Source organism: Bradyrhizobium sacchari, from assembly GCF_002068095.1.
Lineage (GTDB): Bacteria > Pseudomonadota > Alphaproteobacteria > Rhizobiales > Xanthobacteraceae > Bradyrhizobium > Bradyrhizobium sacchari.
The window spans coordinates 141,751-163,801 of record NZ_LWIG01000013.1; the positions used below are offsets into that span (position 1 = coordinate 141,751).

General features: G+C 65.0%; 17 protein-coding genes. 8 read left to right on the top strand and 9 right to left on the bottom strand.

Annotation, left to right across the window (positions count from 1 at the left end):
- Positions 1-38: 38 nt before the first annotated feature.
- Both A5906_RS17800 and A5906_RS17805 read right to left on the bottom strand, forming a co-directional pair.
- Entirely contained in the window at positions 39-1,619 is a 1,581-nt protein-coding gene (locus A5906_RS17800; protein WP_080136687.1) for a fatty acid--CoA ligase, read from the bottom strand.
- Positions 1,620-1,900: 281 nt separating this feature from the next.
- The gene (locus A5906_RS17805) at positions 1,901-2,773 is read right to left on the bottom strand and encodes an SDR family oxidoreductase (protein ID WP_080136688.1); all 873 of its coding nucleotides are present in this window, start codon (positions 2,771-2,773) and stop codon (positions 1,901-1,903) included.
- 105 nt (positions 2,774-2,878) lie between these two features.
- On the opposite strand from A5906_RS17805, the gene A5906_RS17810 reads away from it, so the two are divergent.
- On the top strand, positions 2,879-3,688 hold the full coding sequence (locus A5906_RS17810) for a crotonase/enoyl-CoA hydratase family protein (protein WP_080136689.1): 810 nt from the start codon (positions 2,879-2,881) through the stop codon (positions 3,686-3,688).
- A gap of 110 nt (positions 3,689-3,798) precedes the next feature.
- Complete coding sequence (locus tag A5906_RS17815; protein ID WP_080136690.1) at positions 3,799-5,343, top strand: acyl-CoA synthetase; 1,545 nt, start codon at positions 3,799-3,801, stop codon at positions 5,341-5,343.
- A 110-nt stretch (positions 5,344-5,453) separates the two neighbouring features.
- Here the strand turns inward: A5906_RS17815 and glgX are convergent, their stop codons facing one another.
- Positions 5,454-7,571 (bottom strand): glycogen debranching protein GlgX, encoded by a 2,118-nt coding sequence (gene glgX, locus A5906_RS17820; RefSeq protein WP_080136691.1) that lies wholly within the window; start codon positions 7,569-7,571, stop codon positions 5,454-5,456.
- A 203-nt stretch (positions 7,572-7,774) separates the two neighbouring features.
- Between glgX and A5906_RS17825 the strand changes: the two genes are divergently transcribed.
- On the top strand, positions 7,775-8,179 hold the full coding sequence (locus A5906_RS17825) for a YccF domain-containing protein (protein WP_080136692.1): 405 nt from the start codon (positions 7,775-7,777) through the stop codon (positions 8,177-8,179).
- 33 nt (positions 8,180-8,212) lie between these two features.
- Here the strand turns inward: A5906_RS17825 and A5906_RS17830 are convergent, their stop codons facing one another.
- Positions 8,213-8,671 carry a hypothetical protein gene (locus A5906_RS17830; protein ID WP_080136693.1) on the bottom strand — a complete coding sequence of 153 codons (459 nt, stop codon included), beginning with the start codon at positions 8,669-8,671 and terminating at the stop codon, positions 8,213-8,215.
- Between the two features lie 1,077 nt (positions 8,672-9,748).
- Here A5906_RS17830 and ppc point away from each other — a divergent pair.
- Positions 9,749-12,547, top strand: a complete 2,799-nt coding sequence (ppc, locus tag A5906_RS17835) for a phosphoenolpyruvate carboxylase (RefSeq protein WP_080136694.1) — start codon at positions 9,749-9,751, stop codon at positions 12,545-12,547.
- A 131-nt stretch (positions 12,548-12,678) separates the two neighbouring features.
- Here the strand turns inward: ppc and A5906_RS17840 are convergent, their stop codons facing one another.
- The 4 genes from A5906_RS17840 to A5906_RS17855 form a co-directional block, all read right to left on the bottom strand.
- Positions 12,679-13,791 (bottom strand): SMP-30/gluconolactonase/LRE family protein, encoded by a 1,113-nt coding sequence (locus A5906_RS17840; protein ID WP_080136695.1) that lies wholly within the window; start codon positions 13,789-13,791, stop codon positions 12,679-12,681.
- 115 nt (positions 13,792-13,906) lie between these two features.
- Positions 13,907-14,821 carry an SDR family NAD(P)-dependent oxidoreductase gene (locus A5906_RS17845; protein WP_080136873.1) on the bottom strand — a complete coding sequence of 305 codons (915 nt, stop codon included), beginning with the start codon at positions 14,819-14,821 and terminating at the stop codon, positions 13,907-13,909.
- Positions 14,822-14,961: 140 nt separating this feature from the next.
- Complete coding sequence (locus A5906_RS17850) at positions 14,962-16,101, bottom strand: thiolase C-terminal domain-containing protein (protein ID WP_080136696.1); 1,140 nt, start codon at positions 16,099-16,101, stop codon at positions 14,962-14,964.
- 3 nt (positions 16,102-16,104) lie between these two features.
- Complete coding sequence (locus A5906_RS17855) at positions 16,105-16,518, bottom strand: Zn-ribbon domain-containing OB-fold protein (protein WP_080136697.1); 414 nt, start codon at positions 16,516-16,518, stop codon at positions 16,105-16,107.
- 177 nt (positions 16,519-16,695) lie between these two features.
- Here A5906_RS17855 and A5906_RS17860 point away from each other — a divergent pair, with 177 nt between their 5' ends.
- The 4 genes from A5906_RS17860 to alkB all read left to right on the top strand — a co-directional run bounded on the left by A5906_RS17860 (position 16,696) and on the right by alkB (position 20,330).
- A complete protein-coding gene (locus A5906_RS17860) occupies positions 16,696-18,045 on the top strand; it encodes an amidase (protein ID WP_080136698.1) in 1,350 nt (449 codons plus the stop codon).
- The gene (locus tag A5906_RS17865; protein WP_080136699.1) at positions 18,038-18,724 is read left to right on the top strand and encodes a DUF2848 domain-containing protein; all 687 of its coding nucleotides are present in this window, start codon (positions 18,038-18,040) and stop codon (positions 18,722-18,724) included. The genes A5906_RS17860 and A5906_RS17865 overlap by 8 nt, the downstream gene beginning before the upstream one ends.
- Positions 18,725-18,920: 196 nt before the next feature.
- Positions 18,921-19,667, top strand: coding sequence for a 2OG-Fe(II) oxygenase (locus tag A5906_RS17870; protein WP_080136700.1), 747 nt, complete (start codon positions 18,921-18,923; stop codon positions 19,665-19,667).
- A gap of 9 nt (positions 19,668-19,676) precedes the next feature.
- Positions 19,677-20,330: a DNA oxidative demethylase AlkB gene (gene alkB / locus A5906_RS17875; RefSeq protein ID WP_080136701.1), complete on the top strand. Its 654-nt coding sequence runs from the start codon at positions 19,677-19,679 to the stop codon at positions 20,328-20,330.
- A 90-nt stretch (positions 20,331-20,420) separates the two neighbouring features.
- Here alkB and A5906_RS17880 read toward each other — a convergent pair whose 3' ends face one another.
- Entirely contained in the window at positions 20,421-22,046 is a 1,626-nt protein-coding gene (locus A5906_RS17880; RefSeq protein WP_080136702.1) for a thiamine pyrophosphate-dependent enzyme, read from the bottom strand.
- Positions 22,047-22,051: the final 5 nt, after the last annotated feature.

Consider the following 22,051-nt stretch of genomic DNA (forward strand, 5'->3'; position numbering starts at 1 on the left):
TACGCGCGCCCCGGGACGACGCGGTGGATAGAGCCGGGCTAATTCACCCGTCGATCCTTCCCCGCCCAGTACGGCTCGCGCAATTGCCGCCGCAGGATCTTGCCCGACGGATTCCGCGGTAGCGCCGGCAGAAACTCCACGCTCTTCGGCGTCTTGTAGCCGGCGATGCGCTCGCGCGTGAAGTTGATGATGTCGGCGGCGCTCGCCTGCTTGCCGGGCTTCATCACCACGACCGCCTTCACCGCCTCGCCCCATTTGTCATCGGGCACGCCGATCACGGCGGCCTCGGCGACGTCAGGGTGATCGCACAGCGCGCTCTCGACCTCGGCGGGGTAGATGTTCTCGCCGCCGGAGATGATCATGTCCTTGATGCGGTCGTGGATGTAGAGATAGCCATCCTCGTCCATGTAGCCGGCGTCGCCCGTGCGCAGCCAGCCGTCGCCGCGCAATGTCGCGGCGGTCGCCTCCGGCAAATTCCAGTAGCCTGCCATGTTCGAGCCCGAGCGCGTCGCGATCTCGCCGACCTCGCGCGGCGGGAGCGGCCTGCCGTCCGCATCCAGGATCGCGATCTCGACGCCCGGCAGCGCCTTGCCGGCCGAGCGCATCCGCTCGAGGCCCTCGACATGATCCTCGGGCGGCAGCGCGACGATGGTGCCGGTCGTCTCGGTCATCCCGTACATCTGCACGAAGCCGCATTTGAAGACCTCGATGCATTCCTTCAACAGCGCCGCCGGGATAGGTGAGGCGCCGTACAGCATGTATTTCAGCCTGGAGAAATCGACCGTCTTCGCGCGCGGCTGCCGTACCACGAACTGCATTGCCGCCGGCACCATGAACAGTTTCGTGATGCCCGACTGCTCGAAGAAATCCAGCACCTTGGTCGGATCGAACTCGCGCGCGATCACGCCGCGGGCGCCGTGATAGAGCCCCATCACGCCCCACCCCGAGCCGCCAATATGGAAGATCGGCATCGCCACCAGCGAGACGTCGTCGGTCGACCACCGATTCCACTCCGGCTTGTCCTCGGCATTGCCGGTCTGCACGAGGTTCAGGAAGTTCGCGTGCGAGAGCATCGCGCCCTTCGGCTTGCCTGTCGTGCCCGACGTGTAGAGCTGGATCGCGATGTCCTTCGTGTCGATCGGCACCTTCGGATCATCGCCGCTCTGCGCGTCACGCCAGGCCGTGAAATCCTGCCATTCCGGCGCGCCGCCCTCGGTGGTGATGATGGTGCGTACGCCCGGGATCTGGTCCCTGATCTGGCGCACCTGGGTGATGAACTCCGGCCCGACGAACAGCACCGGCGCCTTGCAATCCGAAACGATGAAGGCGACCTCGGGTCCTGCGAGCCGCCAGTTCACCGGCGCCATCACCGCGCCGGCCTTCATTGCGCCCATCAAGAGCTCGAAATAGACATCGCTGTTCTTGCCGAGATAGGCGATGCGATCGCCCTTGTTCACGCCCATGGCGAGAAGCGCATTGGCGACTTTGCTGGTCTTGACGTCGAACTCGGCAAAGCTGGTGGTGCGGCCCTCGAACTCATAGGCAATGGCGCTGCCGCGGCTCTTGGCACGCTCGCGCACCATGTCGGCGAGGTCAGCCAGTTTCGGTGATGCGGACATGTTTCTCCCGGGACGTCTTGTTCTTATGCCGCGGAGTGTGGCGTCATCCGTGGGTGAAGACAAGATGGGGAAGGCCCAACTGTGGTCCCGGACAAGCGCGCCTCAAGCGCGCGCAGATCCGGGACCCATCACCACAGGGAGAGGTTTTGCGAAGGCTCAGGGTCACCTTCTCGCACTACACTGTTGCCTGTGGTTATGGGTCCCTTCCTTCGCGGGGACGACAGTTGTGGTAGGGCGAAGACGTCAGCCCCTTACAACTCTTCGCTTTCGCGCGCCAACAATCACCCCCGCTTCGTCCGGTCCTTCTCGTTCTGCGCCATGATGCTCTCACGCGCGCTCTTCCAGTCGTCGTCGCTCCAGTCGCGGAGCTGGTAGAAATTGCCGCCCATCGCGAGTGCCTGGGCGCCGTCCATGGCGATGGTCTCGCCGTTGATCCAGTCGCAGCCGCCGGAGATCAGGAACACCGCGAGGTTCTGCAGCTCCTCCATGGTGCCGACGCGGCCCATCGGGTTCATCGCCTTGGTGCGCGCGCCGGCCTCGTCGCCCGGCTTGATGCGCTTGCTCATGCCTTCCGTCGGGATCTCGCCCGGCGCGATGGTGTTGAGGCGGATGCCGTAGCGGCCCCATTCGGTCGCCAGCGACATCGTCATGGCGTGGATCGCCGACTTGCTCATCGCCGACGGCACCACGTAAGGCGAGCCGTTGCGCACCCAGGTCACGGTGATCGAGACGACGTTGCCGGGCTGCTTCAAGGCGATCCAGCGCTTGCCGACCGCATGCGTCACGTAGAACGTGCCGTGCATGACGATATTGGCGACGGCGTCGAAGCCGCGCGGCGACAAATCCTCGCTGCGCGAGATGAAATTGCCGGCGGCATTGTTGATGAGATCGGTGAGGGGCGCCTCGCGAAAAATGGTCTCGATCATCTCCTCGACCGCGAGCGCATTGCGGATGTCGACGCCGTGGCTGGTGACGCGGCCGCCATATTGGTCCATCAGCTCGGTCGCGGTCTCGTCGCACACGATCTTGCGCCGGCCGCAGATATGCACCTCGGCGCCGAGTTGCAGGAAGCGCGCGGCCATCGACTTGCCGAGGCCCGTGCCGCCGCCGGTCACGAGAATGCGCCGTCCGGCCAGAAGATTTCCCTTGAACATCGCTGTTTCTCCCGTACGGATTGTCAGTTAATTGGTCGATTGACTAAATCCGGCCGCCGGCTTTCTGTAAAGCGGCACCGAACAAGAACAGGGGAGAATTCATCCATGGAAGAGCGCGTCTCGATCACGATCTCGGAAGGCGTCGCCGACGTGCGCCTCGTGCGCGCGGACAAGATGAACGCGCTCGATCAAGCCATGTTCGAGGCCCTTGTCGCGGCAACGGACCGGCTTTCCAGGGACAAGAGCGTGCGCGCTGTCGTTCTCTCCGGCGAAGGCCGCGCCTTCTGCGCCGGTCTCGACATGGGGCGATTTGCCGCCATGAAGGAGAAAGGCGGCAACGGAATTCCGGGTGGCGAAAATCGCGACCTCACCAAGCGCACGCATGGCCAGGCGAACTTTCCGCAACAGGCGGTGTGGGGCTGGCGCCAGCTTCCGGTTCCGGTGATCGCGGCCGTGCACGGCGTCGCCTTCGGCGGCGGTTTCCAGCTCTCGCTCGGCGCCGACATGCGCTTCCTCAGGCCGGATGCGCGGATGTCGGTGATGGAGATCAAATGGGGTCTCGTGCCTGATATGGCGGGGACACCGATCCTGGCATCGCTGGTGCGCGATGATATCCTGCGCGATCTCACCTACACGGGGCGCATCTTCTCGGCGCCGGAGGCGCTGGCTTACGGTCTGGCGACGCGCATCTGTGACGACCCGCGCGCGAGCGCCCTTGAAGTTGCGCGCGAGATCGCCGGCAAGAGCCCCGATGCGATTCGCGCCGCAAAACGCCTGCTCAACAACCTCTCGGTCGATCCGGGGCCCGCGCTGCTCGCCGAGTCGGTCGAGCAGCAAAAGCTGATCGGCAGCGCCAACCAGACCGAGGCGGTGCGCGCCAATCTGGAGAAGCGCGCGCCGAAATTTGCGGATTAGTAACTCTCGTTCCGGGGCGGTACGCAGCATCGAACCCGGAACCTCGAGATTCCGGGTTCGGCTCTTCGAGCCGCCCCGGAACGACAACGTAACAACAAAGAAAAACAAAAATGAGCGAAACGTCCCCATTCCTCGGCATCGTCTCCGGCGACCGTCGTCGCACCCATGCCGAGGTCGCAAGCCGCGCCGACCGCGTGGCCTCCGGCCTCGCCAAGATCGGGGTCCGCCAGGGCGATTGCGTCTGCATGCTGATGCGCAACGACATCGCCTTCATCGAGGCCGCCTATGCGGCGATGCGGCTCGGCGCCTATGGCGTGCCGATCAACTGGCACTTCAAGCCGGAGGAGATCAACTACATCCTGAACGACACCGGCACGTCCGTGCTGATCGGGCATGCCGACATGCTGCATGGCTTGCGCGATGCGATGCCCAAGGGGGTCACTGTGCTCAGCGTGCCGACGCCGCCGGAGATCCTGTCCAGCTACAGGATCGATCCGGATCGGTTGAAGACGCCGGACTTCGCGATCGATTTCGAATCCTGGCTTGCGCAGTTCCAGCCCTATGACGGCCCAATCGTGCCGCAGCCGATGAACATGATCTACACATCGGGCACGACCGGCCATCCCAAGGGCGTGCGGCGCAATGCCCCGACGCCGGAGCAGCAGGCGGCCGGCGAACGCATGCGCGCGATGATCTACGGGCTGAAGCCCGGCGCCCGCGCGCTGCTGCCGGGGCCGCTTTATCATTCCGCGCCGAACTCGTTCGGCATCCGCGCGGGAAAACTCGGCGGTGCGCTGGTGCTGATGCCGCGGTTCGAAGCCGAAGAATTCCTGGAGCTGATCGAGCGATACGAGATCGACACCATCTTCATGGTGCCGACGATGTTCATCCGCCTGATGAAGCTGCCGGAGGCGGTGCGCAGGAGGTACGACGTCTCGTCCTTGCGTCACGTCATCCACGCCGCCGCGCCGTGCCCGGCCGACGTCAAGCGCGCCATGATCGAATGGTGGGGGCCGGTGATCTACGAATTCTACGGCTCGACCGAATCCAGCGCCGTCACCTTCGCGACCTCCGAGGACGCGCTGAAGAAGCCCGGGACCGTCGGCAGGATCTCGCCCGGCGCCGAGCTGCGCTTCCTCGGGGACGACGGACGCGTGCTCGGCGTCGGCGAGATCGGCGAAATCTATTCCCGTATGGCCGAGATGGCCGACTTCACCTACCACAACAAGCCGGAGAAGCGCGCCGAGATCGACCGCGACGGTTTCATCACCTCCGGTGATGTCGGCTATATCGACGAGGACGGCTACGTCTTCATCTGCGACCGCAAGCGCGACATGGTGATCTCGGGGGGCGTCAACATCTATCCGGCCGAGATCGAATCCGTGCTGCATGCCGTCCCCGGCGTGCATGATTGCGCGGTGTTCGGCATCCCCGATGCCGAATTCGGCGAGGCGCTGATGGCGGTGGTCGAGCCGCAGCCAGGCGTCAAGCTCGACGCGGCGGATGTTCGCGCGAGGCTGAAGACCTCGCTCGCGGACTACAAGGTGCCGAAGCATATCGAGATCCGCACCGGCCTTCCGCGCGAGGACTCCGGAAAGATCTTCAAGCGCCGCCTGCGCGATCCCTATTGGGAGCAAGCGGGGCGGAAGATTTGATGTTTCGTAGCCCGGATGGAGCGCAGCGCAATCGGGGGTGGTGCTTGTGATTGAAACCCTGGATTTCGCGACGCTCCATCCGGGCAACAAGAACGAAGCCGAGCCGCCCCCTAAACCAGCTCCCCGCCAACGAACAGCAGGAATGAGCGGCCCGGCACCTTGTAGGTGCTGTCGAACTCGAACCGGGCGCCGGATGCGCCGTCGCCGACATTGGTGTCGAGCAGCAGCGACCAGCACGGGCCGGCCGTGGTGTGCGGCAGCTTGAAGTCGACCTCGCCCTCATAGCTGTTGAGGATGATCAGCACGCTGTCATCCTCGCCGTGGCGCGGGATCGCGGTTTTGCGCGCACGGCCGTCGAGAACGACGCCGAAGCATTTCAGCCAGCCATTCTCCCAGTCGCCGTTCGTCATCTCGCCGCCAGTGGCGTTGACCCAGACCACGTCGCGGATGTCGAGCTGCTTGTCGTGCGCTCCGGTGAGGAAGCGGCTGCGGCGCAGGATCGGGTAGTCGCGGCGAAGCTGGATCACGCGCCTGGTGAAGGCGAGCAGCTTTTGGGCGTCGTCGCCGAGGCTCCAGTCGAACCAGGAGATGTCGCTGTCCTGGCAATAGGCGTTGTTGTTGCCCTGCTGGGTGCGGCCGAACTCGTCGCCGCCGAGCAGCATCGGCGTGCCCTGCGACAGCAGCAGGGTTGCCAGCATGTTGCGCTTCTGCCGCTCGCGCAGCGCGATGACCTCCGGGTTGTCGGTCGGCCCTTCGACGCCGCAATTCCAGGATCGGTTGTTGGAATTGCCGTCGTGGTTGGCCTCGCCATTGGCCTCGTTGTGCTTGTCGTTGTAGCTCGCCCAGTCGTTCAGCGTAAAACCGTCATGGGCGGTGATGAAGTTGACGCTGGCCCACGAGCGCCGGCCGCCCCAGCGACCGAAGATATCGCCCGAGCCGAGCAGCCGCGTCGCGAGCGCAGCTGGCGTTGCCTCTCCGCGCCAGTAGTCGCGCGCGGTGTCGCGAAACCTGTCGTTCCACTCGGCCCAGCCGGGCGGGAAGCCGCCGACCTGGTAGCCGCCGGGTCCGCAGTCCCAGGGTTCGGCGATCAGCTTGATGGTCGACAGCAGCGGGTCCTGGTCCATCGCCTTCAAAAATCCGCTCTGCTCGTCGAAGCCGTAGACCTCGCGGGCGAGAATGGTGCCGAGATCGAAGCGGAAGCCGTCGATATGCATGTGCCCGGCCCAGTAGCGCAAGGAATCCATCACCATCTGGATCACGCGGGGATGCGACAAATTGACGGTATTTCCGGTGCCGGTGTCGTTGATGTAGTAGCGCCGCCGGTCGGGCAGCAGGCGGTAATAGCTGGCGTTGTCGATGCCCTTGAAGGACAGCGTCGGCCCGAGCTCGTTGCCCTCGGCGGTGTGGTTGTAGACGACGTCGAGGATCACCTCGAGGCCGGCGCGGTGGAGCTTCGACACCATCTCCTTGAATTCACGCAACGAGTTGGGCACGTCTGACGCGTAGCGGGGATCGGGCGCGAAGAAGCCGATGGTGTTGTAGCCCCAGTAGTTGACGAGGTTCTTCTTCAGCAGGTTGTCGTCGTTGATGAAGGAGTGCACCGGCAACAGCTCGATCGAGGTCACGCCGAGCGAGGTCAGATGCGCGATCAGCTGCGGCGCCGCGAAGCCAGCATAGGTGCCGCGCAGATTCTCCGGCACGTCGGGGTGCTTCTTCGTAAATCCCTTGACGTGGGTCTCGTAGACGATGGTCTCGTCCCAATGGACGTTCTGCCGCGCCGCTTCGGCCTGCCAGTCGAAATCGGGGTCGACCACGACGCATTTGGGCATGAAGGGCGCGCTGTCGCGATCGTCGAAGGTGAGGTCGTCGCCTGTCTCCATCTTGTAGCCGAACACCGCTGGATTCCAGGTCAAGCTGCCGGCATGGGCGCGGGCATAGGGATCGAGCAGGAGCTTGTTGGGATTGAAGCGGTGGCCGGCGTCGGGCTGATAGGGACCATGGACGCGATAGCCGTAGAAGGTGCCGGGCCCGACACCGGCGATGTAGCCGTGGAAGACCTGGTCGGTATATTCCGGCAGCTCGAAGCGATGGGTCTCGCGATCGCCGTCGAACAGGCAGACCTCGACTTTGGTGGCGTTAGCGGAAAACACCGCAAAGTTGGTGCCCTTGCCGCTCCAATGGGCACCCAGAGGATAGGGCAGGCCTTCCTCGATGATGAAATCGGACATGTAGATCCCCAAGCCCCAATGGCCGCAACGGCAACGCCATTGCGTCCTGAATGTTTCAAGCGCCGTGCCATTCTGGGCGCTGCGTGCGTCAATTCGATGAAGCGACCCTTTCGGGTAACCACATCCGGCGGGGGCCGACGGCCGCCTTCGCAGCGACGGTTTTCGCACCTATATAAGCGGGGTCATTGACAGCGGATATTCCCATGACCCCCGTCTCCATCCTGCTCAACATCCTCTGGATCCTCATCGGCGGCGCCTGGATGGCGTTCGGCTGGCTGGTGGCCGCGGTCATCATGGCTGTCACCATCATCGGGCTGCCCTGGGCGCGGGCGGCGTTCAACATCGCCGTCTACACGCTGCTGCCCTTCGGCTCAAAGGCGGTCAGCCGCTATGAGGTCACCGGTGTCGAGGATATCGGCACCGGCCCGCTCGGCGTGATCGGCAACATCATCTGGTTCGTGCTGGCCGGCTGGTGGCTGGCGCTCGGCCACCTCGTGACCGCGCTGGTCCTCGCCGTCACCATCATCGGCATTCCCTTCGCCTGGGCCCATCTGAAGCTCGCAGGCATTGCGCTCTGGCCGATCGGCAAGGTGATCGTGCCGGCGTGAGGCGGGTGCCGTGTACGTCGCGCGCACCTCCCGTTATTTTTCTGGCGCAAAATTCTGGTTGGTCAGTGGAGACGCGGTTGGGCGCTGAATGCGTATGAACGGCTTGCTGGCTCCCGCGTGGCAGCTATTGCAGCCGCTGGTAAGCTCGTCGAAGGCGGCCGTAAATTTGGTACGGCTCTTTGCTCTCACCGCCTTTTCAAGCTCCTCTATCCGTGGATCGATGATGGTTTTGATCATCTCAGCGACAGGGACGCCGTCATGTGTTGGAAAAAGCCGTGCGGCGTCCTCTAAGCTTTCCTTGATCTCGTCGATCTCATAAGCGGCGAGGTCCCAGTTATTTTGTTTGCCAGCAAACCATAGCTTCGCGTGGCGAAGCTGCGTAGCTGCCATGAATTCGCCAAGGCCGGGTTGGTAGGGCTCTTTTGCCGGCTGCGCGGATGCGAACATGACCGGAGCAGCAAGCGCAATGGTGGCAGTGACTATCCACTTCATTCGTGGTCTCCCGAGAGATGGCAATTGGCCAATTTCTCAGGCATAGCTCAGGATATCCAATTCGGGAAGAAAGCACGTTCATCTTTGGCTGCCTGACACTGCGAGCCCTCGCCTTTGATGTGCGATGATGACCGCTTCTGGGCCCCTAGCCGAACCGCGTTGATGGCCCATCGTGTCAGTGGGCATCAGTGCAACGACTTTTCGCGAAGTCGGGAAAGTTCGGAAGTCGCCCGTTTAGCGGGAAGCAGTCTTCGGCGCGTCAGTACCGAGCCGCTGTTGCGCGCCCAATTCGTGGCGTCACCGACGCGCGAAACACGCCACATGAAGGTCAAGCGCTCCGGAGTGCATTATTCTGATTGACCGAATTTGCGTATTCGGGTAAACCGCATTCCATCCCGGCCCGTCAAAGGGACGTTTCGCGATCGTCACGATACGTCGGCAGGGATGCGATGGACGCGGCAGCGCCGGCGCGTGACGGGGTGGCAGGGCGGGCTGCGCCTGTGAGCCATCACGATCCGCGGCACGACACGGCGCGGTCACAGCGTTTCTTTTCGGCTTCGGGGGCGAGCACGCGCGAGCTTTCGAATGGCCCGGGGAGGGACGTCCGCGGACGGCAAAAGCGTGTGGTCCTGACGCCCGGGGTCTGTGCGTCAAGGCTTGCGGCGGTGAAGCGGCCCGACCGGGCGCGCGCATCGGTGATCCGCAAGGCGACGGGGGCAATAGTGCATCGCTCCCCGGGGAGAGCGCGCCATAAGCCGTAACACCATTGCGCAGGGAAGGCCGGGATGTCCGGCATCACCTGTGGTCACCCCGCGTGCGTCTCTCGCGTGCGGACCCTGGGTGCCAGCTGGCGCCCGGCCTTCCCTGCGCCCTCTGTTCTCGACGAGGGCGAAACGGAGAGCAAAATTTCGGGCGCGTCCGCCGCGAGAACGAGGACGTGTGCGCGCTTTTCTACCCATCCTGCCGCGGTCAGTCATCCTGCCGCGCCGCCACCAAGTTCATCTTGCACTGCGGCAGAAAAATATCGCACACTCGGCTGAACCGGGCCGCCAAGGGCGCGAGCAGGGGAGCGAGCCGATGTCCCTCCAGACCGTACCATCCGACGCCACCGAGCATCGCCCGAACCGTCCCGAGGACGTTCAGGTCACGGAAGCGGAAGCGCGGCTGCGGGACGACATTCGCCTGCTCGGGCGGATCCTGGGCGACACGGTGCGCGACCAGGAGGGGGCCGATGTGTTCGACCTGGTCGAGCGTATCAGGCAAACCTCGATCCGGTTCCACCGCGACGAGGACCGGCTCGCCCGGCGCGAGCTCGAGCAGATCCTCGACAGCATGTCGACCTCGGAGACGGTGCGGATCGTCCGCGCCTTCAGCTATTTCTCGCACCTCGCCAACATCGCCGAGGACCAGAACAACATCCGCCAGATGCGCGCGCGAAGCGGTGCCAAAAACGGTGGTTCCGGCGTGCTGGCGGAAACGCTGGCGCACGCCAAGGCGGCGGGCATCGGTCCCGACCAGCTCCGCAGCTTCTTCAAGACCGCGCTGGTCAGTCCGGTCCTCACCGCGCACCCCACCGAGGTCCGCCGCAAGAGCACCATGGACCGTGAGATGGAGGTCGCAAGCCTGCTCGACCGCCGCGAGCGCGTCGCGTTGACCGCGGACGAGGCGGCCGCCAGCGACGAGCAGCTCCGTCGCGAGGTGCTGACGCTGTGGCAGACCAACCTGCTCCGCCGGACCAAGCTCACCGTGCTCGACGAGGTCGCCAACGGCCTGTCGTTCTACGATTACACCTTCCTGCGTGAGGTGCCGCGGCTGGTCAACGTGCTCGAGGACCGGCTCGAGGAGGGCGACGGGCAGGCGGCACACGAGCTCGCCTCGTTCCTGCGCATGGGCAGCTGGATCGGCGGCGACCGCGACGGCAATCCCTTCGTCACCGCCGACGTCATGCGCGGCACGCTGCGGCTGCAGTCGAGCCGGGTGATGCAGTTCTATCTGAACGAGCTGCACGTGCTCGGCTCGGAACTGTCGATCGCGGCCCATCTCGCCGACGTCTCCGAGGAGCTGCGCAATTTGGCGGAGCGCTCGCCGGACACCTCGCCGCACCGGAGCGGCGAGCCCTATCGCCTCGCGGTCTCCGGCATCTATGCGCGCCTCACCGCGACGGCGGAAGCACTCGAGGTCGAGATCACGCGCCGGCCGGTCGGCAAGGGGCGGCCTTACGAGAGTGTCAAGGAGTTGCAGGCCGATCTCGACGTGCTGCACCGCTCGCTGATCTCCAACAACGCCCGCGTCATCGCCCGCGGCCGGCTGCGGCTCTTGCGCCGCGCGGTGGACTGCTTCGGCTTCCATCTGGCGCGGCTCGACATCCGCCAGAACTCGGCGGTGCACGAGCGCACCATTGCCGAGCTGATCGACGCCGCCAACCCCGGCATGTCCTATCTCGCGCTCGGCGAGGAGGCGCGCATCTCGCTGCTCACCAACGAGCTGCGCTCGACGCGCGCGCTGGTGTCGCCCTTCGTCAAGTACAGCGACGAGACCATGGGCGAGCTCAACGTCTTCCATGCCGCCGCCGAAGCGCATGCGAAGTTCGGCTCGGACGCCATTCCCCAATGCATCATCTCGATGTGCAAGGGCATGTCGGACATGCTCGAGGTCGCGGTGCTGCTCAAGGAAGTCGGCCTCGTCCATCCCTCCGGGCGCAGCGCCATCAACATCGTGCCGCTGTTCGAGACCATCGAGGATCTGCAGGCGTCAAGCGGCATCATGGACCGCATGCTGTCGCTGCACGATTACCGCCGCCTCGTCGACAGCCGGGGCAGCGTGCAGGAGGTCATGCTCGGTTATTCCGACAGCAACAAGGACGGCGGCTTCGTCACCTCGGGCTGGGAACTCTACAAGGCCGAGATCGGCCTCGTCGAGGTGTTCGAACGCCATCACGTGCGCCTGCGCCTGTTCCACGGCCGTGGCGGCTCGGTCGGCCGCGGCGGCGGGCCGAGCTACGACGCCATCATCGCGCAGCCCGGCGGCGCGGTGAACGGCCAGATCCGCATCACCGAGCAGGGTGAGATCATCTCGTCGAAATATTCCAACGCCGAGGTCGGCCGCAACAATCTGGAGATCCTCGCCGCCGCGACGCTCGAAGCAAGCTTGTTGCATCCGCGCCAGAGCGCGCCGCGCCGCGAATATCTGACGGCGATGGACGAGCTTTCGAACCTCGCCTTCAAGGCCTATCGCGGCCTCGTCTACGAGACCGAGGGCTTCGTCGATTACTTCTGGGCGTCCACGGTCATCAACGAGATCGCGACGCTGAACATCGGCAGCCGCCCGGCCTCGCGCAAGAAGACCCGCGCGATCGAGGATCTGCGCGCGATTCCCTGGGTGTTCTCCTGGGCGCAATGCCGCCTGATGCTGCCGGGCTGGTACGGTTTTGGCAGCGCGGTCGAGCAGTGGATCGCGGAGCACCCCGACAAAGGCATGCCGTTCCTGAAGGAACTCTACAAGGAGTGGCCGTTCTTCCGCATGCTCCTGTCCAACATGGACATGGTGCTGGCGAAAAGCTCGATCGCGATCGCCTCGCGCTACGCCGAGCTGGTGCCGGACGAGGCGCTGCGTGAAAAGATCTTCGGCCGCATCCGCCGCGAATGGCATTCCTGCATCGAGACGCTGCTCGACATCATGGGGCAGGATCGCCTGCTGCAAGGCAATCCGCTGCTGGAGCGCTCCGTGCGCCACCGCTTCCCCTATCTCGACCCCCTCAACCACGTGCAGGTCGAGCTCCTGAAGGAGCACCGCGCGCAGAACCCCGACGAGCAGGTGCTGCGCGGGATACAGCTGACGATCAACGGCATCTCGGCGGGGTTGAGGAATACGGGGTAACTCAAGAGCCGTGCCGTCCCATAGTCGTCATGCCCGGGCTTGACCCGGGCATCCACGTCGTTCCTCGCTCGCGACTGCGCGTGGATGGCCGGGTCAAGCCCGGCCATGACGCGGTGGTGAGAGCGGGGCTCTCAACAGAAATGCGCGCCCTGCGTCTCCACATAGACCGCATAGAGCGACTGGCTCGCGGTCATGAACAGGCGGTTGCGCTTCTTGCCGCCGAAGCAGACATTGGCGCAGGTCTCCGGCAGCAGGATCTGGCCGATGCGCGCGCCGTCGTTCGGTGCGAACACCTGCACGCCGTCATAGCCCGGACCGACCCAGCCGGCGCCGACCCAGATATTGCCCTCGGTGTCGACGCGCAATCCATCCGGGAAGCCCGACTTGCCCTCGAGCTTCATGTCGATGAGCCGCTTCGGGTTCGACAGTTTCGCCCCGTCGATGTCGTAGGACCACACCACGTTCTCCGCCTGCGGATAATGCGTGATGCCGGTGTCGCAGACATAGAGTTTCTTGTAGTCGTGGGAGAAGGCGATGCCGTTCGGCTTGAACGGCTCATCGGCGACCTTCGCCACCTGTCCGGTCTGGGTGTCGAGACGATAGACGGCCTCCTTCTGGTGCGGCTGCAGCGAGCCGGTATTGGCGAGCTTGCCTTCGTAGATGCTGATCGCGCCATAGCCGGGATCGGTGAACCAGATCGCCTTGTCGTTGGGATGCACCACCATGTCGTTGGGGCCGTTGAGCGGCTTGCCGCCCGCCTGCTCGACCAGCGTCGTCACCGAACCGTCGTGCTCGTAGCGGACGAGGCGGGTGCGCTCGGCGCTGATCTGGCGTCCCTCGGTGTCGAAGGAGTTGCCGTTGGCCTCGTTGGACGGCTTGTGGAACTGCTCGGAGATGTGGCCGTCGTCGTCGAGATAGCGCAGCTGCCGGTTCGCGGGGATGTCGCTCCAGACGAGATATTGTCCCTGCGCATTCCACGCCGGCCCTTCCGCCCACAAGCAGCCGGTGTAAAGCCGCTTGATCGCGGTGTTGCCGACCTTGGCCTTGAAGCGCTTGGGATCGATGACGACGATGTCGGGGTCCGGATAGCGCTGCGGCTCGGCATTGGCGCCGAAGTCGCGGGCATCGGCTTGAGAGGCAAGGACAGTCGAGGCGGCGAGGACCGCTGCGCCTTTGAGGACATCGCGGCGGCCGAGACCGCCGCCTGCAGTCGTGTCGTCGGAGTTGGTCAGTATTCTTGTCATGGTTTCCTCCCAAAATTTGTTGGGAGGACACCATTCGCCTGCATTCAGGCGTAAACCGGGGCGATCTCTGGCTAAGTCAACCAGAGACCGCAGGGCAGGGATGCCGGAAATACGGCTAGACGGGATCCCAGGTGAAGATGTCCGCCGAACGATCGAGCTCGTAGAACGAACCTTTTAGTGCCGGCATGCCGTGTTCCGCGATTGATTGCGGCGTCCAGCCTTCGCTCCGCTGCACCGAGCGGATCGGCCGGTTCTGGCTGAACAGGAAGATCTCGTTCATGCGCACGCCAAAGATCTGGCCGGTGACGTCCTTGGCGGAATCGCCGAGCAGGTAGCCGCAGAGCGGTGCGATCTTCTCCGGTCCCATCTGCTTGATCTTCTCGACGCGCGCCTTCTCCGCGTCGGTCTCGGTGGGAATGGTGCCGATCATGCGGGTCCAGGCGAACGGCGAGACGCAGTTGGAGCGGACGTTGAAGCGGCCCATGTCGAGCGCGATGGATTTGGAGAGCCCGACGATGCCGAGCTTGGCGGCGGCGTAATTGGCTTGGCCAAAGTTGCCGATCAGGCCCGAGGTCGAGGTGAAGTGCACGAAGGAGCCGCTCTCCTGCTCGCGGAAGATCCGCGCCGCCGCGTGGCTGACGTAGAACGAGCCCATCAGGTGGACCTTGATGACCGCCTCGAACGCCTCCACGCTCATCTTGTGGAAGATCATGTCGCGCAAAATGCCGGCATTGTTGACGACACCGTCGAGCCGGCCGAAATGATCGGTCGCGGTCTTCACGATCTTGCTGGCGGGGATCGCTTCGGCGACGCTTTCGAAATTGGCGACCGCGGTGCCGCCGCGCTTCTTGATTTCCTCGACGACTTCTTCCGCCGGCGCCGCGTTCGAGCCGGCGCCGTCGGAGGCCCCGCCGGGATCGTTGACGACGACCTTGGCGCCTTCCGCCGCACAGAGCAGCGCGATCTCGCGCCCGATGCCGCGGCCTGCGCCGGTGACGATGATGACCTTGTCTTGCAGTGATTTTGTCATGCTAGCCTCTCCATGTTGCCTTCGCGGCCGCAGCTGACCCAGCTCGTCATGCGCGGGCTTGACCCGCGCATCCATCTCCAGAAGAGGATGGATTGCCGGGTGAAGCCCAGCAATGACGAGCATGTGTCATCCGCGCCGCGTCACCTCTCGTTCGTAAACACGATCGTGCCGCTTGCCGCGAACATGCCGCCGACGCCGTGACACACTGAAATCCTCGCATTCGGCACTTGCGCCGGTGCGATGCCGCGCATCTGGCGCACGCTTTCCTGCAGCGCGTACATGCCGTACATGCCCGAATGCATGTAGCTCAATCCGCCGCCATTGGTGTTGAGCGGAAGTTTCCCTCCAGGCCGCGTGTTGCCGTCGGCGATGAACGGGCCAGTCTCCTCATAGGGCATGAAGCCGAGGTCGCCGAGGCCGAACAGCGGCAAATGCGCAAAGGCATCGTAGATCATGAGATGATCGACATCCTTGTGGGCGATGCCGGCCTCCCTGAAGGCGAGGGGGCCGGCGGTCTTGAACGCGCGCGAGGAATTGAAAGTCTCCATCTGGCTGACCATCGGCGTCTCCACGCTCTCGCCCGTGCCCATGATGTAGACGGGTTTTCGCGGAAAATCCTTGGCCCTGTCCGCCGAGGTCAGGATCAGCGCGCCACCGCCATCGGTGACGAGGCAGCACTGCAGCAGCCGGAACGGATAGGCGATCATGCGCGAGTTGAGGACGTCGGCGACGGTGATCGGGTCCTTCATCATCGCCCGGGGATTCTTCGCCGCCCATTCCCGCTGAACGACGGCGACCGAAGCCAGCTGCTCATGCGTGATGCCGTAGGTCTTCATGAAGCGCAGCACGGGGATCGGGAACATGCTGGGCGGGCCGTAGACGCCGTAGGGCGCCTCGAACTGGCCGTTGAGGCTGTCCGCCGGCGTGGAGCGCGGCAGCTTGCCGATCATCGACTTGCCGCTCTCGGCATGGGTGATCAGCACGGTCTTGCACAGGCCGGCCTCGATCGCGGCGGCGGCATGGCGGACGTGCAGCATGAAGGAGCAGCCGCCGACCGAGGTGCCGTCCACCCAGGTCGGCTTGATGCCGAGATAGTGGCAGACCTGCTGCGGCGTTTCGACCGCGGTAGCAAAGCCGTCGATGTCGGACAGCTTCAGCCCGGCATCGGCAATGGCGTTGAGCGCCGCATCCGCGTGAAGCTGGAGCTGCGAGGCGTTGGGGATGACGCCGAGCTCGGTGGTCTCGGCCGCGCCGACGACGGCAACCTGGTTCCTGCGCATGCTCTACCCCTTCGCCGGACGAAACACGGGGAGGGTGATCTTGTCGTCCAGCACCTCGAAGGCGACCTCGAGCTTCATGTCGAGCTCGAGCGCTTCCGGCGTCTGCGGGCAGTCGATGATGTTGCTCATCATCCGCGGCCCTTCGGCGAGCTCGACCACCGCGATCGCGTAAGGCGGCGTGAAGCCGGGCGCGGCGGGACGGTGGTTGATCACGTAGCTGTAGAGAAAACCCTTGCCGCTCGCCTTGAAGATGCTGACCTTGCGCGAGGCGCAGGACGGGCAGAACGGGCGCGGCGGGAAATAGACATGCGCGCAGGCGTCGCAGCGTTGCAGGCGCAATTCGCCGGCTTTGGTGCCGTCCCAGAAATGCTGGGTCTCCGGCGTCGGTTTCGGTCGCGCCCGCTGCGGTTCGGCCATGTCGGAACACCCTCCCAAGGGCAGGCTTCACGCCTGCCTGTTTCGATCTTGATGCGACAATCAGCTATCGCGCGTCAACGGTCCAGCAATGCGCATGCATGCCATCATGCGTACAATGCTTGTGTCGGACTGAGTCAGCGCTATAGATTGCGCGCGCCAATATTCCGTGAGACAGACATGCCCGATTTTCCGACACTGGCGAAGCTCGCCGACGACCTCGAAAGCGGCCGCACCACCTCCCGCAAGCTGGTCGAGGCGTGCATCGCCAGGATTGCCGATCCCGCCGGCGAGGGGCAGCGCACCTTCATCCATGTCGACAAGGACGCGGCGCTGACGACCGCCGACGCCATGGATGCCCTGCGCAAGGTCAAGGCGGCGCCGTCGCCCTACGCCGGGATTCCCATCTCGATCAAGGATCTGTTCGACATCAGGGGACAGACGACACGCGCCGGCTCCCGTGCGCTCGACGATTCCGATCCTGCGGAGCACGATGCGGCCGCGGTCGCGCGGCTGCGCAGGGCCGGCTTCGTGTTGATCGGGCGCACCAACATGACCGAGTTCGCCTATTCCGGCATCGGCATCAATCCGCATTACGGCACGCCGAAAGGCGCCTGGAACCGCGCTGTGGGCCATGTGCCCGGCGGCTCCTCCTCGGGCGCCGCGGTGTCCGTGCTCGACGGCATGGCGCATGGCGCGCTGGGCACCGACACCGGCGGCTCCTGCCGCATCCCGGCGGCCTTCAACGGCATCGTCGGCTACAAGCCGACGCAGCGCCGCGTGCCGCTGGACGGCTCGGTACCGCTGTCCTTCTCGCTCGACAGCATCGGGCCGCTGGCGCGATCGGTCAGCTGCTGTGCCATACTCGACGCGGTGCTGGCGAACGAGCCGATCACCGTGCTGAAGCCGCGGCCTGTGAAAGGCATGCGGCTCGCGGTGCCGACCACGATCGCGCTCGACGATCTCGACGCTGCGGTCGCCGAGACTTTCGAGCGCGCGCTGAAGACGTTGGCTGACCATGGCGCCATCATCGAGCGGATCGAGATGACCGAATTCCACGACATCGGCCCGATGAATGCCAAGGGCGGCTTTGCGGCGTCCGAGAGCTACGCCTGGCACCGCTATCTCATCACGTCCAAGGGCGACGTCTACGATCCCAGGGTCGCCGTGCGCATCATGCGCGGCGAGGCGCAGAGTGCGGCCGACTACATCGATCTCATCAACGAGCGCCGCTCGCTGATCGCCCGCGTCAATGCGCGCATGGCGCCCTATGACGCCCTGGTGTTGCCGACCACCGCCAACACGCCGCCGAAGATCGCCGATCTCGCCGATGACAAGGCGTTCACCACGCAAAACCTGCGCGCGCTGCGCAACTGCACCCTCATCAACATGATCGATGGCTGCGCCATCTCGCTGCCCGCGCACCGCGCGGGCGACGTCCCGGTCGGCCTGATGCTGGCGGGCGCGGGCGGCTCGGATCATCGTATCTTTGAACTTGCTGCCGGCATGGAGACCGTCATTCGTGTTTGACCTCACTTTCACCGTCGATGCCCAGGACACCACCACGCCGCTGACGCTCGCGATCGACCAGATGGTCATCGCCGGCTGGACCGGCCGCGATCCCGTCGCGCGCGACAAGCACATCGCCGAGCTGCAGGAGATGGGCATCGCCCCGCCGGCCTCGACCCCGATCTACTATCGCGCTTCCGCGCGGCGGCTGACCCAGGAAGACAGCATCGAATGCACCGGCGATGATTCCTCCGGTGAAGTCGAGTTCGTGCTGATCGGCTGGCAGGGCCGCATCTTCGTCGGCTGCGGCTCCGACCACACCGACCGCAAGGTCGAGGCCTACAACGTCACGGTGTCCAAGCAGATGTGCGACAAGCCGATCGCCTCCACGCTGTGGGAGCTCGAAGACGTCATCGGGCACTGGGACAAGATGATCCTGCGCTCCTACGCCACCATCAAGGGGGAGCGCGTGCTTTATCAGGAGGGCACGCTGGATGCGATGCTCCCCGTCAGCGACCTGATCGCGCGCGGCTTTGAGGGTGGAAAGTTCCCCGACGGCTGCGCCATGTTCGGCGGCACGTTTGCGGCCAAGGGCGGCATCCGCCCCGCAGAGCGTTTCGACTTCGAGCTCGAGGATCCCGTGCTGAAGCGGACGATCAGGCACGGCTATGACGTGGCGACGCTGCCGGTGCGGGGCTGAAGTCGATCCCCACCGTCATTGCGAGGAGCCCTTGCGACGAAGCAATCCAGGCCGGTTCCGCGGTGGGACTCCGGATTGCTTCGCGGAGCCTGTCATCGGGCCGCGCTTCGCGCGGACCCGTTGGCTCGCAATGACGGGGAGATAGCCATCGGAAATCGGGTGGCGGGGTGAACGTCGGGCAGCGAAGGTAATTGCTATGACAATGACCGCACGAAAATCGCTCCAAAAGCCATTCGCTGACCTTGCCGCCCATGTCGACGCCCTCGACTGGCCGCAGATCACCGCCGAGCTCGATTCCCAGGGCTGCGCCGTCCTGAAGAACCTGCTGACGCCGGAGCAATGCCGCGCCGTCGCCGCGCTCTACCCGGACGATGCGCACTTCCGCAGCCGGATCGTCATGGGCCGCCACGGCTTTGGCCGCGGCGAGTACAAGTACTTCTCCTATCCGCTGCCCGACCTGATCGCGCAGCTCCGCCCGGCGCTCTATGGGCACCTGCAAGCCGTCGCCAATCGCTGGAACGAGGCGATGGGGATCGAGATCCGCTATCCCACGGCGCATGCGGCCTTCCTGAAGCGCTGCCACGAGGCGGGGCAGGCGCGCCCGACGCCGCTGCTGCTGCAGTACGAGGCCGGCGACTACAATTGCCTGCACCAGGATCTCTATGGTGAGCACGTGTTCCCGCTCCAGGTCGCGATCCTGCTCTCCGAGCCCGGACGCGATTTCACCGGTGGCGAGTTCGTGCTGACCGAGCAGCGCCCGCGCATGCAGTCGCGTGCCGAGGTGGTTCCGCTGATGCAGGGCGACGCGGTCGCCTTTGCCGTGCATCACCGTCCGGTGCAGGGGACACGCGGAACCTATCGCGTTAATCTCCGCCACGGCGTCAGCCGGATTCGCTCGGGCCAGCGCCATACGCTGGGTGTGATCTTCCATGATGCCAAATGAGCACTGCGATTGACGGGTGATCTGTTCGACAATGTCGCCGAGGCGCAACCGTCGCGCGAGGAGATCGCGGACGGCGCCGTGCTGCTGCGCGGCTTCGTCAAGCCGGTCGAGAACGAACTGATCGACGCCGTGCGCGCCATCGTGGCACAGTCGCCGTTCCGGCGGATGACCACGCCCGGCGGCTACCAGATGTCGGTGGCCATGACCAACTGCGGCGAGCGCGGCTGGATCACCGATCACACCGGCTATCGCTACGATCCGATCGATCCCCGAACCGGTGCGCCATGGCCGGCGATGCCGCCGGTGTTTTGCGATCTCGCCCGCCGCGCAGCCGAGCAGGGCGGCTTTGCCGGCTTTTCGCCCGACGCCTGTCTCGTCAATCGCTACGAGCCCGGCACGCGGCTGTCGCTGCATCAGGACAAGGACGAGCTGGATTTCTCGGCGCCAATCGTGTCGGTCTCGCTCGGCCTGCCCGCGACCTTCCTGTTCGGCGGCCTCACGCGCAGCGACAAGCCGCGCCGCTTCCGGCTCGTCCATGGCGACGTCGTGGTCTGGGGCGGGCCGAGCCGGCTCGCCTATCACGGCGTCGCGCCGCTCGCCGATGGCGAGCACGCGCTGCTGGGACGGAAGCGGATCAATTTGACGTTTAGAAGGACGCGGTGAAAGAGCGTCGTTCCGGAGCGATGCGAAGCATCGATCCCGGAACCTCGAGATTCCGGGTTCGCGCTTTCGCGCGCCCCGGAATGACAAAAACTACGGCTTCGGCGGATGAATAACCGCCCACGGGCTCACCTCCGAATCCCGGGTCACCTCGATCGAGATCAGATACGGCCCGCCATGGCTAAGCGCCTTCTCCATCGCCGCCTTGAACTGGTCCGGCGCGGTGACGCGCGCGGATGCAACGCCAAAGGATTCCGCGAGCTTGACGAAATCCGGATTGACGAGATCCGATGCCACCACGCGGCCGTCGAAGCGCTCGCGCTGGTCGCGGCGGACATTGCCATAGGCGTTGTTGTTGAACACCAGCGTCACCACGCCGATGTCGAACTGCACGGCGGTGGCGAGCTCCTGCACGCCGAACATGAAGCCGCCGTCGCCGGTGATCGCCACCACCGGCTTGTCGGGATTGGCGACCTTGGCGCCGAGCGCGGTCGGGAATCCGGAGCCGAGCGTACCCTGATAGCCCGAGGTGATGAAGGTGCGCGGCTCGTAGATCGGGAAGCCGTACCAGGAGGCGAAGCCGAACTGCGACAGCTCGTCGGTGACAATCGCGTTCGCCGGCAGCACCTCGCGCAAGATGTTCAGATACGCCATCTGCGGCTGGATGCGCTGGATCTCCCGCTGTGCCGTCGCGCTGGCCTCGCGGATCGCGGCGCGGCGGCCGGCGGTCTTGCTGTAGCCGGCCCTGCTGACGGCGGCGGCGAGATCGGCAGTCGCCGTCTTGGCATCGGCGACGATGGCAGTGTCAGAGATGAAGCGCCGCATCTCGACCGGATCGATGTCAATCCGGATGCTCTTCAATCCATCGGGACGGAACGGCCAGCGCGACATGGTCGGCAGCTCCAGCCGTGTGCCGATGCCGATCATCAGATCGGTGTTCGGCCACAGCTTGTAGGCGGCGGCCATGGTGAGGCCGAGCTCATGCGCGTTGGAGACGATGCCGCGGCCGCTGCGGAAGGCGACCACGGGCGCATCGATCATTTCGGCGAGCTCGAGGATCTCATCGCGCGCCTCGATCGCGCCGCTGCCGACGAAGATCATCGGCGCCTTGCTGGACTTGATGAGCGCAGCGGCCTGCTTGATCAGATCAGGGTCGGGCAGGGGCGCGGGCAGGGGCTCCAGCACCTTGGCGGGACAGGTATCCGCCCGTTGGGTAAAGATGTCCCAGGGCATCTCGACCGAGGCGGGTCCGCGCCGCCCCGAGGTCATCTCCTGGAAGGCGCGTGCCACGGTGGTGGGCGCATTGCCGGGCGCTTCGATCCGGTCGGCCCATTTCACATAAGTGCGCAAGGTCGCGAGCTGGTCCGGCATCTCGTGCAGATGGCCGCGGCCCTTGCCGAGGAATTGCGTCGGCACCTGGCCGGTGACGCACAGCACCGGCTCGTTGCAGCCATAGGCCGTGAGCAGCGCCGCGCTGGCGTTGAGCACGCCGGGGCCGGGCACCACGCTGAACACGCCGGGCTTGCCGCTGGCGCGCGCATAGCCGAACGCCATGTAGCCGCAGGCCTGCTCGTGCCGCGCGCCGATCACCTTGAGCCGCGCCTGGTGGAAGGCGTCGAACAGCCCGTAGATTTGCGCGCCGGGCAGGCCGAACACGGTGTCGACCCCGTGAGCAACAAGCCCGCTTACGATCGCTTCGCCGCCGGTGAGGGTGGTCATTGCAC